The following is a 12,379-nucleotide window of genomic DNA, read 5'->3' as shown; positions in this document are numbered from 1 at the left end:
GGTCCCACCTGACCCCATGCCGAACTCAGAAGTGAAACGCCGTAGCGCCGATGGTAGTGTGGGGCCTCCCCATGCGAGAGTAGGGAACTGCCAGGCATCAAATTAGTTCCTTTTCCCCTGACAAGGAAAACAACAGGAACAGACAGCTATCAGCCATCTGCTGACAGCTGTGAAAGAACCGGTGGAGCGGTAGTTCAGTTGGTTAGAATACCTGCCTGTCACGCAGGGGGTCGCGGGTTCGAGCCCCGTCCGTTCCGCCACTTAATTGGAAAGCCCTGACTTAACGGTCAGGGCTTTTTCCATTGCAGCAAATCCTGCCCGGAAAGCCCTCCCTGAACGCAGGCATCCTCACCGGACCTGGGCGCATCTCAGATGCGCCACGGTTGTTCAGCACTCCACTCGCTGAGGAAGTCAATAAAAGCGCGCACACGCTGGCTGACGCCAGTATCACTGTAGTAAACCGCATTGAACGGCATCTCGACCGGCAGGCGCTGGTCTGCCAGCACTTCAACCAGCGTTCCCTCGGCAATTTCACGATCGATCATATATTCCGACAGGCAGGCGATACCATTACCCGTGAGACAGAGCTGTTTAATCGTCTCCCCGCTGTTAGAGGATAAAGCCCAGTCGATATCATAGAGTTCACCGCTGTCACGGGCGACGGGCCAGCGATTAAGCCGGGGCGAGTCCTCAAAGCCCAGGCAGTGATGACGATCAAGCTCAGCCACGGTGTGTGGCACGCCATACTCCCGAAGATAGGCGGGCGACGCAACCAGCTTACGAAAGCTGTTGAACAGCAGACGGGCGCGCAGGGTAGAGTCAGTCAGATTACCGGCGCGGATAGCGATATCCACTTTTCGCTCGATGAGATTGATAAAACTTTCCGAGGAGATTAACGAAAGCCTCACCCCTGGATAGCGGGCACGGAAAGGCTTTATCATCGGCATCAGCAAATGCAGAATTACCGGCGTCGCGGCATCAACGCGCAAAAGGCCTTTTGGCTCCTGCAGGCTCTCAATCAGGTCGCTCTCCGCCGTCGTCATCTCCTGCAAAAAGCGCTGAACATGACGGAAATAACGCTCTCCCTCCTGCGTCAGTGCCAGCTGCCGGGTGGTGCGGGTGAGCAGGGCGATGCCCAGCTTGTTCTCCAGCTTTTTAATCGTTCTGCTGACGGCTGAGTTCGCCATCTGCAGCTGTTCAGCAGCGCGACTGAAACTTCCGCTTTCTACTACGCTGACAAACACTTTCAGTTCGTCAGAAGATGCCTTCATTTAACCTCCCTGCACGGACGTGGCGATGGCGCGACGCGGTGGCCGATAGTGCTGTGGTTCCAGTATAGAAGTCTGGTCAGCAATGACCGCACGAATCATGCCTCCCCGCGTTTTGTTCAACGTCTGCAAAGGCGCTGTTTTATTCTGGAAAAGGGTGCTGAATTCTGACATTGACCTGCATCCATTGAAACCCCGGTCTAAAATCCCTATAACAGACAGGTGTTATCTGTTTTTGAATCATCAGCCAGGCGGGAAAGTGCGCAAAAAAACTTATGCAATGCGATATGTGGCGGGACAACCTGTGGAACAGATCTTTCCACCGGGTGCGATGCTCCATCTCGGTCAGGCACTGCCACCTGGCGCTCCCTTGCCCGCGCATCCGAATCTTAAGGTTCTGGTGTGGAACATCTTCAAGCAGCAGCGTGCAGACTGGATGTCGGTGCTGGAGGGGTTTGGTAAGGACGCGCACCTGGTTTTACTTCAGGAGGCGCAGACAACGCCGGAGCTGGTACGGTTTGCGACGAGTAATTATCTGGCTGCCGATCAGGTTCCCGCCTTTGTGCTGCCTCAGCACCCCTCTGGCGTGATGACGCTCGCTTCTGCCCATCCGGTCTACTGTTGCCCGCTGCGTGAGCGTGAGCCGCTGCTGAGGCTGGCTAAATCGGCGCTGGTCACAGCCTATCCTCTGCCTACCGGTGAAATGCTGATGGTCGTGAATATCCACGCGGTTAACTTCAGCCTGGGCGTCGACGTCTACAGCAAACAACTGGGCCCGATAGGGGAGCAGATTATGCATCATCGCGGTCCGGTGATCATGGCCGGGGACTTTAATGCCTGGAGCCGTCAGCGCATTAACGCGCTCTACCGCTTTGCCCAGCGCATGAAGCTGGAAGAGGTGATGTTCACTGCCGACCACCGCCGTAAAGCGTTTGGTCGCCCGCTGGATTTTGTCTTTTATCGCGATCTCAGGGTAAGTGAGGCCTCAGTGCTGGTGACGCGGGCTTCCGACCATAATCCTTTACTGGTGGAGTTCAGTTCAGGAAGGGAGTCCGGGGCAGACAGAAAAGAGTAAAGCGCAGATGGCTGCGGATGAATAAAAGAAAAAGGCTGACAATTGTCAGCCTTTTCAACGTATCAGGTATCAGGTGTCGCGTTATTATTCACAAACAGCGTTAAATTATCGCCGGGTTGAATATCTTTCGCGCTGTCCAGCACACTGTTCCAGCGCATCACGTCTTTAATATTGACGCCGTGATGCCGTGCAATACTGTCAAGAGAATCACCCTTACGAACACGATAGGTGATGCTGTTGCCGTTATCAGCCAGTCGGGTGCCATTCGAACCGATAGTCAGCGTCTGACCCGGTCGGATATCGGCACCGCGCAGGTTATTATCCTGCTTCAGTGTGGAGACGCTAACGCCAAGCTTCGCGGCGATACCCGAGAGCGTATCACCCCGTCGCACCTTGTACCCGCCGCTCGCACTCGCTTTCGCAAGCTGAGTTGGCTGTACGGCTGCGATGTCACCGGACGCCAGTGAGTTACGCAGTCTGGCGACGTTCGACTTCGGCACCATAATATAGTGCGGGCCGTTTGGCGCGGTTGCACCGCCTTTGTAGCCGGTATTGAAGCTCTTCAGTTTCGTGAGCGACATACCTGCCATTTCGGCAGCCTGCGTCAGCTGTATCTGCTGACCCACTTCCACCCGTGCCAGTGCACGGCTTTCGTTAGGTGTCGGCAGTTTGATACCGTAACGCTTGTTATGTTTGAGCAGTTCACTCAGAGCTAACATTTTCGGCACATACACCGTGGTTTCGCGTGGCAGCGATAAGTGCCAGAAGTCAGTCGGCTTACCGCGCGCCTTATTCTGTTTTATCGCTTTGAGTACACGTCCCTCACCACTGTTGTATGCGGCAATGGTTAATAACCAGTCACCGTCAAACATAGTGTTAAGACGCTGCATCATATCCAGCGCAACCCGTGTGGATGCGACAACATCCCGTCGCCCATCGTAATACTGGTTCTGTTTCAGACCATAATTTCGACCCGTTGAGGCAACTATCTGCCAGATACCAGCGGCATTGGCGGATGAGGTTGCGCGAGGGTCAAAAGCGCTCTCCACTATGGGTAGCAGTACCAGTTCCATCGGCATTTTACGTTTCTGTATCTGCTCGACTATCCAGTACATGTACGGCTCTGCCCGTAATGTTACATCGTGGAGATAGCTCTTATTTTTTAAAAATTTACTTTTTTGTTCGCGGATTGCCGGGTTTTCCGGAATCCCCATCTTCAACTCGTCACTAATGAAACTCCAGAGATCTGCGTCTGCTGCGAGGCCAGTTCCATCTTCCTGCCATCGCGGCGACAAAAACTCGTCTCCGTACTTTCCATTTTCACCTTGACCAGCTGAAGACAGGCTCTGTGCATGCTGTTCGGGGATATTGGCATCGTTCCTCGACGCCTGACATCCTACCAGCAAGACTGAGGCGAGTAAGATCGCTTTAGCCTTCATGTGTGTGTCAATAGTTCGCTTAAAAGACGAGCAACTATACGTGACGACTTTTCACAACACAACCCGAAAAATCAAAAAGCGTCTTTCTTCTCGCGTAGAACGGCAAATGTGTGCCATACCGGTTCATCATTCACGTTAACGTTTAACGCCCTTTGCAAATCAATATCTTGCGTGCGGAGAAATAAATTTATTGACCGTTCGTGCCCCAGTTTTGTGGGCAGACTAATGCCATTTTCGGCGCGTAAGTCCTTAATTTTCTGATATTCGGTCATTATTTGCGGGTCATGGGGCAGAATAGCCGCAGCAAACTTCAGGTTAGATAAAGTATATTCATGCGCGCAGCAGACCAGCGTGTCATCCGGAAGCTGATTAAGCTTTTGAAAGGATTCATACATCTGCTCTGCGGTGCCTTCGAAAAGACGTCCGCAACCACCCGAAAAAAGTGTGTCGCCACAGAAAAGATAAGGTGAGCTGTAATATGAGATATGTCCTAAAGTGTGACCAGGGGTATGAATCACCTCGAACGTCAGGCCGAGCACCGTCACCTGATCGCCCTCGCTGACCACCGTTCTGGCCCCTTTGGCGACCGTTTCCTGCGGGCCGTAAACTTCGAGCGCCGGGAAATGTTCACACAGCGTTTTCACCCCACCCGTATGATCGTTGTGGTGGTGAGTTAACAGAATCGCCACCGGCTGCCAGCCGTTAGAGGCCATTTTTTCTAATACCGGCTGAGCTTCACCGGGATCGACAATCAGACACTGACCTTCATCATTATTCAGCGTCCATATGTAGTTGTCCTGCAATGCAGGAATACTGGTAAGATTCATCATCACCTCTAGCAGGTCGTAGGAATAAGGAAGAGCGTAAAGCATGAAGCCCGCGAAAACACGCCAGATTCTGAACGCTCCGCTATCGTGGCGCGATATGCCGTGGGGAGACTATTTCCGCGACGCGCTGACCCAGCAGCTTCAGCCTTATCTCGGAAAGCTTTATGGCTTTCATATGCTTAAGCTTGGCAACCTCAGCGCAGAAATCAACACCGAACACTGTGCTATTTCACATCAGGTCAACGTGGGCAGCGAGGGCGAGCTGTTACAGGTGCTGGCTGACCCCCTGCAGCTTCCCTTTGAGTCGAAGTCGATTGATGCCTGTCTGCTGGCGCATACGCTGGCCTGGAGTCAGGACCCGCATCGGGTGTTGCGGGAAGTGGACAGGGTACTCATTGACGACGGCTGGATGATCATCAGCGGCTTCAATCCCTTCAGCCTGCTCGGGGTCACGAAAATGATTCCGGGGTTAGGCCGTAAGGCGCCCTGGAGCGGACGGATGTTCAGCCAGATGCGTCTGCTCGACTGGCTGAGCCTGCTGAACTATGAGGTGGTTTACCGCACCCGGTTTCAGGTGGTGCCGTGGCATCGGCAGGGGGGAAAACTGATCAGCGCCCACTTACCGGCGCTGGGGTGCCTGAATATTGTCGTGGCACGTAAACGCACCTTCCCGCTGTTGCCGACACGGGCGAAGAAGAGCATGAGTCCCAGCCAGATCCGCCAGACCGTCAATGCTACCCGCCAGTTCCGGCAGGCAGACGATCAGGACTCGCTCTTGTAACCGATATCTTCAAAGGCGGGATTTTCCGCCGCGCTGCGGGCCAGCACGTCGCAGCGCTCATTCTCGGGATGTCCCGCGTGGCCTTTAACCCACTCCCACTGAATCTTGTGGGTGCTGAGGGCCTGATCGAGACGCTGCCAGAGGTCGACATTCTTCACCGGTTTTTTATCCGCGGTTTTCCAGCCGCGTTTTTTCCAGTTATGGATCCAGCTGGTAATTCCCTGACGCACATACTGGCTGTCGGTACTGAGCACCACATCGCAAGGCTGCGTCAGCGCTTCAAGCGAAATAATGGCCGCCATCAGTTCCATCCGGTTATTGGTGGTGAGGCGATAGCCCGCGCTGAAGGTTTTCTCATGCTGGCCATAACGTAAAATCGCCCCGTAACCGCCGGGACCGGGATTTCCAAGACAGGATCCATCGGTGAATATTTCTACCTGTTTGCGCATCTCTGGTAGACTTCCTCTCAAAAACGTCAAGTCTGACATAAAACGGGTCTTATGAGCACTGCAAATAACCGCCAGATCGTACTCGATACTGAAACCACCGGCATGAACATGATCGGGGTCCATTATGAGGGGCACCGCATCATTGAGATTGGTGCGGTCGAGGTGATTAACCGTCGCCTGACCGGCAACAATTTCCATATGTACCTGAAGCCCGATCGGCTGGTCGATCCGGAAGCCTTCGGCGTTCACGGGATTGCAGATGAGTTCCTTGCCGACAAACCGATGTTCAGCGAGATTGCGGATGAGTTTCTCGACTATATCCGCGGCGCCGAACTGGTGATCCATAACGCGCCGTTCGATATCGGCTTTATGGATTACGAGTTCTCAAAGCTGAATCGCGGCATTGAGAAAACCGAAACCTTCTGCAAAGTGACCGACAGCCTGGCGCTGGCGCGGCGCATGTTTCCCGGCAAGCGTAACAGCCTGGATGCGCTCTGCTCGCGTTATGAGATAGACAACAGCAAGCGAACGCTGCACGGCGCACTGCTCGATGCCGAGATCCTGGCGGACGTGTTCCTGACCATGACCGGCGGGCAGACCTCACTGTCGTTTTTATCCGAAAGTGAAAGCGCCCGTCAGGCGCAGGGCGAGAGCATTCAGCGCATCGTACGTCCCGCCTCGGCACTGCGCGTGGTGACGGCCAGCGACGAGGAGATCGTTGCTCATGAGTCACGCCTGGATCTGGTCATGAAAAAGGGCGGCAGCTGCCTGTGGCGCGGCTGAATGACGGAAATTTGTGGATAAAATCAACGGCGAGCTGAAAAAAACGGCAAACGATCGCGCCGTCAGGAAAAAGCGTTGACGCCGCAGCGGCCTGCCATTACTATGCGCCTCGTTCTCGACGGGGAACAAAGCGCGGAGCGGTAGTTCAGTTGGTTAGAATACCTGCCTGTCACGCAGGGGGTCGCGGGTTCGAGCCCCGTCCGTTCCGCCAATCTCTTTAAAAAAGCCGATTCAGAAATGAATCGGCTTTTTGCTGTCTGCGATTCCGTGGCGGGTTACTCTTTCTGCGCCACGACCTCACCCTGCCAGCGCGCACTGTCTGCCGCTTCACGCTCTTCACGGGCGATAAAGCGGTAGCAGCCTGCCGCCAGACCGGCTCCGATAAACCAGCTGAAGTTCGCCACCTGATGCAGGGAAGGGATGAAGCTGATCACCAGGCAGATGGCTACAGACGGCAGCAGCGCGGCAATCGCTTTAGGGTTAAACCCGCCGCGATACCAGTACCGGCCCGCTGGCGTGGCGTTAAACAGGTCGTCGACCGAGATGCGTCCGCGTTTGATCAGGTAGAAATCGGTCAGCAGAATCCCGAACAGCGGCCCGATAAAGGAGCCCAGGACATCCAGGGTGTAGTGAATCAGTTCAGGTGACTGGAACAGGTTCCACGGCGTTAACAGCACCGAGCCCACCGCGGCGATCATCCCGCCGGTGCGGAAGCTGATTTTCTGCGGTGAACAGTTAGAGAAGTCGAAAGCGGGTGAGACGAAGTTCGCCACAATGTTGATGCCGATAGTGGCGGTAATCATCGTCAGCAGCCCAATCGCTACCGCCAGGTCGTTGCCGACCATGCTCACGGTCTCGATCGGATCGGTGATCATTTTACCAAACAGCGACTGGGTGCCCGACACGATGACCACCGTCACCACGGAGAAGAGCAGGAAGTTAAACGGCAGGCCCCAGCGGTTGCCACGACGGATCTCTGACATGCTTTTGCCGTAGCGGGAGAAATCACCAAAATTCAGCAGTGGCCCGGAGAAGTAGGAGACGACCAGCGCGGTTGCGGTAATCATCTGCCACGTCTGCTCACCCGGGGTGAGTGATTTACTGGCGAGGGTAAAAGAGATTCCATCAAAGCCGGTCTTGTATACAATCCAGCCCGCCAGCGCCACCATCACCACATAGACAGCCGGACCCGCCACATCAATAAACCGTTTGATGGCGCTCATGCCATGCCAGAAGACCATCGCCTGCAGCAGCCACATCACGCCAAAGCAGCACCAGCCCAGCAGCGACAGGCCAAGCCAGTGTGGCTCGGTCATTGAGTTCAGTGACGGGGCGAACTTCAGCAGAACCAACATCAGCGCGTTCGCCGCCAGGTAGGTCTGGATGCCATACCAGGCAAAAGCGATCAGCCCGCGGATGACCGCCGGAATATTCGCGCCAAACACGCCAAACGCCTGACGGCAGATCACCGCATAGGGAACGCCTGCCATCTGGCTCGGTTTTGCCACCAGATTGGCACAGATCTGCACGATGCAGATCCCGGCCAGCAGGCAGAGCAGCACCTGCCAGCTGGCTAATCCCAGCGTGAAGAAGCTGGCCGCCACCACATAGCCGCCCATGCTGTGGACATCTGACATCCAGAACGAAAAAATGTTGTACCACGACCAGTTCTGGTCGCGGGTGGGCGCCAGATCGTCGTTACAGAGACGTGGGCTGTAACTGGCGTTAGCGTCAGAGGCCGTGCTGGCCACCGTGGAATGATTTGGCATGAAACCTGCTCCTCTACCCGAGAGTGAAATGAATAATCTGGTAAAGGGGTATTGCAGGATTCAGGCCAGATTTCTTTTCCTGTATACAATATTTGCTGTTCACGTATACGATATGTGGCGTACAGAAAGCTTCCGGAGCAGGTAATGACAAGTAAAACAGGCCAGCGAGACGCCGCCAGAACGCAGGATAAAGATGAAGGGATCTACCAGGCGCTGATGACCGCCATTGTGGAGCATCAGCTGCCGCCGGGCAGTAAACTGCCGGAAGAGGCGCTCTCCGGCGTGTTTGGAGTAAGCCGCACCGGCATTCGCAAAGTACTGCAGCGCCTTGCGGCGGTGCAAATGGTCACCCTGACGCCCAAACGTGGTGCGCAGGTCGCCACCCCTGGCGTTGAAGAGGCGCGGGAGATCTTCGCCACCCGCAGTTTAATGGAGTGCGCCAATCTGCACGCCGTGCTGGCCCATCTGCAGCCCCCGCATCTGGTGGCGCTGGAACAGCTTATCGCACAGGAGAATCAGGCCCACGCCGCGCATGATGGCCCGGCAGCCATCCGGCTTTCGGCAGCCTTTCATATTCAGCTGCAGGCGATTTCCGGTAATCAGGTGCTCACCGGAATGGTGACCAGCCTGACGCAGCGCTCGTCGCTGGTGATTGCCGCCTATGGCGCGCCGTGGCAGCGCGGCTGCCGCTGTGACGACCACACGCATCTGCTGACCCTGTTACGGGCACGTGCGCTGCAGCCGCTGACTGAGGCGCTGCAGCACCATTTTGAGCATATTGTTTCCAGCCTGCACTTTGAGCGCAGCGGTGAAACGCTGCCCGACTTTTCACGACTGTTTGCCACGGGCAAAGGAGCGGCCTCATGAGCCTGATTCAGGTCATTAACCCCAACACCAGCCTGGCGATGACCGAAACCATCGCTCAGGCTGCCCGTGCGGTTGCCGCACCCGGCACCGACATTCTGGCCGTTTCACCCTCGCAGGGCGTGCCTTCCATTGAAGGGCATTTTGATGAGGCGATCGCGGCCATCGGGGTGCTGGAGCAGGTCAGGCTGGGGCGGGAGCAGGGCGTCAGCGGACATGTGATTGCCTGTTTTGGCGACCCGGGATTACTGGCGGCGCGCGAACTGGCCAGCGGGCCGGTCATCGGTATCGCAGAAGCGGCGATGCATACCGCCACGCTGCTGGCGACGCGCTTTTCGATTGTCACCACGCTGCCGCGCACGCTGGTGATTGCCCGTCATCTTCTGCAGCAGTATGGCTTTACCCATCACTGTGCCGCGCTGCATGCCATCGATCTGCCGGTGCTGGCGCTGGAGGATGGCAGCGGACTGGCGCAGGAAAAAGTGCGTGAGCGTTGCCTCCAGGCCAAACGGGAAGATGGCAGCGGCGCGATTGTGCTCGGCTGTGGCGGCATGGCGACGCTGGCCGCCTCCCTGACGCAGGAGCTGGGTCTGCCGGTGATTGATGGCGTCGGCGCGGCCGTAAAAATGGTGGAGTCGCTGGTGGCGCTTGGCTTTGGCACCAGCAAACATGGCGATCTGGCCTGGCCTTTGCAGAAACCTCTCTCAGGTGCGTTTCAGCATCTAAACTAACGGAACTTTCCAGACAGAAGACAGGAAGCGAGTAATGACTGACGCTGCAGAGAAGAAAGAGTACAGCTTTAACAAAAACTATCCGCGCGATTTGATCGGTTATGGTGCTCATCCGCCGCACGCCGCCTGGCCCAACAACGCCCGGGTGGCGGTGCAGTTTGTCCTGAATTACGAAGAGGGGGCGGAGAACAGCGTGCTGCACGGTGACGCCGGCTCCGAGCAGTTCCTCTCCGACATCATCGGTGCCGCCAGCTATGCCGACCGTCATATGTCGATGGAGTCACTCTATGAGTACGGCTCGCGCGCCGGTTTCTGGCGCATCCACAATGAATTTCAGAAGCGCGGTCTGCCGTTAACCGTGTTTGGCGTGGCGATGGCGCTGGCGCGTCACCCGGAGGTTGTCGAAGCGATTAAACAGGCGGACTACGATGTGGTCAGTCACGGCTGGCGCTGGCTCCACTATCAGGGCGTGGATGCGAAAACCGAACGTCAGCATATGCAGCAGGCAGTGGATGTGCTGACCGATCTGTTTGGGAAAGCCCCAACCGGCTGGTATACCGGACGTGACAGCCCGAACACGCGCCGGCTGGTGGTGGAGCAGGGCGGCTTCAGCTACGACAGCGATTACTATGGCGACGACCTGCCGTTCTGGACGCAGGTGACCTGTCAGGATGGCACGATTAAGCCGCACCTGATTATTCCCTACACCCTGGAGTGCAATGACATGCGCTTTGCCTCGCCGCAGGGATTTAACACCGCCGAGCAGTTTTTCACCTACCTGCGTGACAGCTTCGATGTGCTGTATGAAGAGGGCGAGACCGCGCCGAAGATGATGTCGATCGGGATGCACTGTCGCCTGCTGGGGCGTCCGGGCAAATTCCGTGCGCTGCAGAATTTCCTCGACCACATTCAGCAGCATGACGACGTCTGGATCTGTACCCGCCAGCAGATCGCCGATCACTGGATCGCGACACACCCGGCACCCTAAGCCGGTTCCGGTGCGTCGCCTCCCTCGGGCCAGGCGACGCACCGGCGATAATCAGCTCATCAGACTGACCTGGGCGGCCACAATGCACCAGCCGTGCGGCATGCGAACCCAGGTCTGCTGCTGACGGCCGGTTTTATCACTGCCGGCACGGGTAAATTCGGTGCTGCAGACCGCATAATCCTCGCCAAAGGTGGTGATCACCGTATTCCGCAGCGTCCGGTCGAGGCCCGCAGCGGGGCGCGCAGCCCGGAAGGCGCGAATCTCATCGATGCCATACAAATTTTCACCGGCCCCGAGGCGTACGGTGCGCGGGTCGTGCCAGAAAAGCGCATCCAGTTCAGCCACGTCATTGCTCACCAGCGCCTTTTCGTAACGCCAGAACTGCGCCGTCACCTCGCTGACCACCTGCGGTAAATTAATCTCTCTGTTCATCAGGCTCCTGCCATCGTGATTTGCGGCAGGGTGATGCCGCGTTGTTCCAGTGTCCAGGCGGCACGTAATGCCGCCGCTTCATTAAACGGGCGGGCGATAAGCTGTAATCCAATCGGCAGGCCGCTTCGGGTCGCCAGCGGCACGGTACAGACCGGCAGTCCCAGGAAGGAGATGGGCTGCGTCAGCATGCCCATGCTCGCTTTGGCGGGCAGCGATTCACCCTGAATTGACAGCGTCTGCTGACCGATGGTGATCGCGCTGCAGGGGGTTGCCGGGGCGATCAGCACATCGAAGCGATCAAACAGCGGCAGCACCTGCTGCTGGAAATGACGACGAAAGCGCTGGGCCTGCACATACCAGGCGCCGGGCATCATCGCGCCGGCCAGCAGACGCTCGCGTGAGTTGGGTTCAAACACCTCAGGCTTCTGACGCAGGGCAGGCAGATAGTGATTCCCCCCCTCGGCGGCGGTCATGATAAAGGCTGCTGAACGCGCCAGCTCCGCCTCCGGCATCACCACCTCCTCCTGCGCTTCCAGCGCGGCTGCGACGGTAGCCACCGCCGCGCGGGCGTCCTCATCGCACCAGCGGGCAAAAAAACCGCCCAGCACGCCACAGCGCAGCCCTTCACTGCCCTGCGACAGGCCGGGCAGCGTGGCCTCCGGCGGCCGGGCGGCCTGAAACGCATCTGCGGGGTCTGCGCCCTGCAGCAGGTCATAAACCAGCGCCAGGTCTTCCACCCGCCGGGCCAGCGGACCGATATGATCGAGGCTGGCAACAAAGGGGTGGCTGCCGCTGCGTGACAGCCGGCCAAAAGTGGGTTTCAGGCCAAAAATGCCGCACAGCGACGCGGGCACCCGGATTGAGCCGTTGGTATCGGTGCCCAGCGAAAAGTGAACCAGCCCGGCGGCCACGGCGGCAGCCGACCCCCCGGACGAGCCGCCTGCGACGCGGCTTAAATCGCGTGGGTTACGGG

General features: G+C 57.2%; 13 protein-coding genes, 2 tRNA genes and 1 rRNA gene. 9 read left to right on the top strand and 7 right to left on the bottom strand.

Annotation, left to right across the window (positions count from 1 at the left end):
• Together rrf and CKF42_RS20395 are read left to right on the top strand one after the other, a co-directional pair.
• A 5S ribosomal RNA gene (gene rrf, locus CKF42_RS20400) occupies nt 1–96 on the top strand; the annotation flags it as partial.
• An 87-nt stretch (nt 97–183) separates the two neighbouring features.
• Nucleotides 184–260: transfer RNA gene (locus CKF42_RS20395), tRNA-Asp, on the top strand.
• A gap of 108 nt (nt 261–368) precedes the next feature.
• Here the strand turns inward: CKF42_RS20395 and yafC are convergent.
• Complete coding sequence (yafC, locus tag CKF42_RS20390; protein ID WP_111209068.1) at nt 369–1,271, bottom strand: DNA-binding transcriptional regulator YafC; 903 nt, start codon at nt 1,269–1,271, stop codon at nt 369–371.
• 256 nt (nt 1,272–1,527) lie between these two features.
• On the opposite strand from yafC, the gene CKF42_RS20385 reads away from it, so the two are divergent.
• Nucleotides 1,528–2,343: an endonuclease/exonuclease/phosphatase family protein gene (locus CKF42_RS20385; protein WP_033736606.1), complete on the top strand. Its 816-nt coding sequence runs from the start codon at nt 1,528–1,530 to the stop codon at nt 2,341–2,343.
• 62 nt (nt 2,344–2,405) lie between these two features.
• Here CKF42_RS20385 and mltD read toward each other — a convergent pair whose 3' ends face one another.
• Nucleotides 2,406–3,782, bottom strand: a complete 1,377-nt coding sequence (mltD, locus tag CKF42_RS20380) for a murein transglycosylase D (RefSeq protein ID WP_033736400.1) — start codon at nt 3,780–3,782, stop codon at nt 2,406–2,408.
• 71 nt (nt 3,783–3,853) lie between these two features.
• Entirely contained in the window at nt 3,854–4,609 is a 756-nt protein-coding gene (gene gloB, locus CKF42_RS20375; protein WP_111209069.1) for a hydroxyacylglutathione hydrolase, read from the bottom strand.
• A 43-nt stretch (nt 4,610–4,652) separates the two neighbouring features.
• Between gloB and CKF42_RS20370 the strand changes: the two genes are divergently transcribed.
• Nucleotides 4,653–5,390: a class I SAM-dependent methyltransferase gene (locus tag CKF42_RS20370; protein WP_046101290.1), complete on the top strand. Its 738-nt coding sequence runs from the start codon at nt 4,653–4,655 to the stop codon at nt 5,388–5,390.
• Here the strand turns inward: CKF42_RS20370 and rnhA are convergent.
• Nucleotides 5,372–5,839 carry a ribonuclease HI gene (gene rnhA / locus CKF42_RS20365; RefSeq protein WP_009091940.1) on the bottom strand — a complete coding sequence of 156 codons (468 nt, stop codon included), beginning with the start codon at nt 5,837–5,839 and terminating at the stop codon, nt 5,372–5,374. The genes CKF42_RS20370 and rnhA overlap by 19 nt on opposite strands.
• Nucleotides 5,840–5,890: 51 nt before the next feature.
• Here rnhA and dnaQ point away from each other — a divergent pair, with 51 nt between their 5' ends.
• Nucleotides 5,891–6,622: a DNA polymerase III subunit epsilon gene (gene dnaQ / locus CKF42_RS20360; RefSeq protein ID WP_009091938.1), complete on the top strand. Its 732-nt coding sequence runs from the start codon at nt 5,891–5,893 to the stop codon at nt 6,620–6,622.
• A 134-nt stretch (nt 6,623–6,756) separates the two neighbouring features.
• Nucleotides 6,757–6,833: transfer RNA gene (locus tag CKF42_RS20355), tRNA-Asp, on the top strand.
• A 64-nt stretch (nt 6,834–6,897) separates the two neighbouring features.
• On the opposite strand, the gene CKF42_RS20350 is transcribed toward CKF42_RS20355, so the two are convergent.
• Entirely contained in the window at nt 6,898–8,391 is a 1,494-nt protein-coding gene (locus CKF42_RS20350; RefSeq protein WP_046101291.1) for an NCS1 family nucleobase:cation symporter-1, read from the bottom strand.
• Between the two features lie 144 nt (nt 8,392–8,535).
• Between CKF42_RS20350 and CKF42_RS20345 the strand changes: the two genes are divergently transcribed.
• Genes CKF42_RS20345 through puuE form a run of 3 tightly spaced genes read left to right on the top strand, consistent with a single transcriptional unit; the run spans nt 8,536 to nt 10,974 of the window.
• Nucleotides 8,536–9,258: a GntR family transcriptional regulator gene (locus CKF42_RS20345; RefSeq protein ID WP_009091934.1), complete on the top strand. Its 723-nt coding sequence runs from the start codon at nt 8,536–8,538 to the stop codon at nt 9,256–9,258.
• On the top strand, nt 9,255–9,986 hold the full coding sequence (gene hpxA, locus CKF42_RS20340; protein ID WP_009091932.1) for an allantoin racemase: 732 nt from the start codon (nt 9,255–9,257) through the stop codon (nt 9,984–9,986). Before CKF42_RS20345 ends, hpxA begins: the two co-directional genes overlap by 4 nt.
• A 34-nt stretch (nt 9,987–10,020) precedes the next feature.
• Nucleotides 10,021–10,974 carry an allantoinase PuuE gene (puuE, locus tag CKF42_RS20335; protein ID WP_111209067.1) on the top strand — a complete coding sequence of 318 codons (954 nt, stop codon included), beginning with the start codon at nt 10,021–10,023 and terminating at the stop codon, nt 10,972–10,974.
• A gap of 51 nt (nt 10,975–11,025) precedes the next feature.
• On the opposite strand, the gene hpxZ is transcribed toward puuE, so the two are convergent.
• Entirely contained in the window at nt 11,026–11,406 is a 381-nt protein-coding gene (gene hpxZ / locus CKF42_RS20330; protein WP_111209066.1) for an oxalurate catabolism protein HpxZ, read from the bottom strand.
• On the bottom strand, nt 11,406–12,379 hold a 974-nt coding region (locus CKF42_RS20325; protein ID WP_111209065.1), incomplete at its 5' end, for an AtzE family amidohydrolase. The genes CKF42_RS20325 and hpxZ, both read right to left, overlap by 1 nt.

This window comes from Pantoea sp. ARC270 (genome assembly GCF_003236725.1).
GTDB lineage: Bacteria > Pseudomonadota > Gammaproteobacteria > Enterobacterales > Enterobacteriaceae > Pantoea > Pantoea anthophila.
The sequence above is the reverse complement of the archived record's forward strand: the minus strand, read 5'-3'. Positions and strand labels throughout refer to the sequence as shown.

Coding starts and splice junctions, on each gene's coding strand:
- CKF42_RS20370 (WP_046101290.1), top strand. CDS start 4,653: ATGAAGCCCGCGAAAACACGCCAGATTCTGAACGCTCCGCTATCGTGG.
- rnhA (WP_009091940.1), bottom strand. CDS start 5,839: ATGCGCAAACAGGTAGAAATATTCACCGATGGATCCTGTCTTGGAAAT.
- gloB (WP_111209069.1), bottom strand. CDS start 4,609: ATGAATCTTACCAGTATTCCTGCATTGCAGGACAACTACATATGGACG.
- CKF42_RS20345 (WP_009091934.1), top strand. CDS start 8,536: ATGACAAGTAAAACAGGCCAGCGAGACGCCGCCAGAACGCAGGATAAA.
- hpxA (WP_009091932.1), top strand. CDS start 9,255: ATGAGCCTGATTCAGGTCATTAACCCCAACACCAGCCTGGCGATGACC.
- dnaQ (WP_009091938.1), top strand. CDS start 5,891: ATGAGCACTGCAAATAACCGCCAGATCGTACTCGATACTGAAACCACC.
- yafC (WP_111209068.1), bottom strand. CDS start 1,271: ATGAAGGCATCTTCTGACGAACTGAAAGTGTTTGTCAGCGTAGTAGAA.
- CKF42_RS20350 (WP_046101291.1), bottom strand. CDS start 8,391: ATGCCAAATCATTCCACGGTGGCCAGCACGGCCTCTGACGCTAACGCC.
- hpxZ (WP_111209066.1), bottom strand. CDS start 11,406: ATGAACAGAGAGATTAATTTACCGCAGGTGGTCAGCGAGGTGACGGCG.
- puuE (WP_111209067.1), top strand. CDS start 10,021: ATGACTGACGCTGCAGAGAAGAAAGAGTACAGCTTTAACAAAAACTAT.
- mltD (WP_033736400.1), bottom strand. CDS start 3,782: ATGAAGGCTAAAGCGATCTTACTCGCCTCAGTCTTGCTGGTAGGATGT.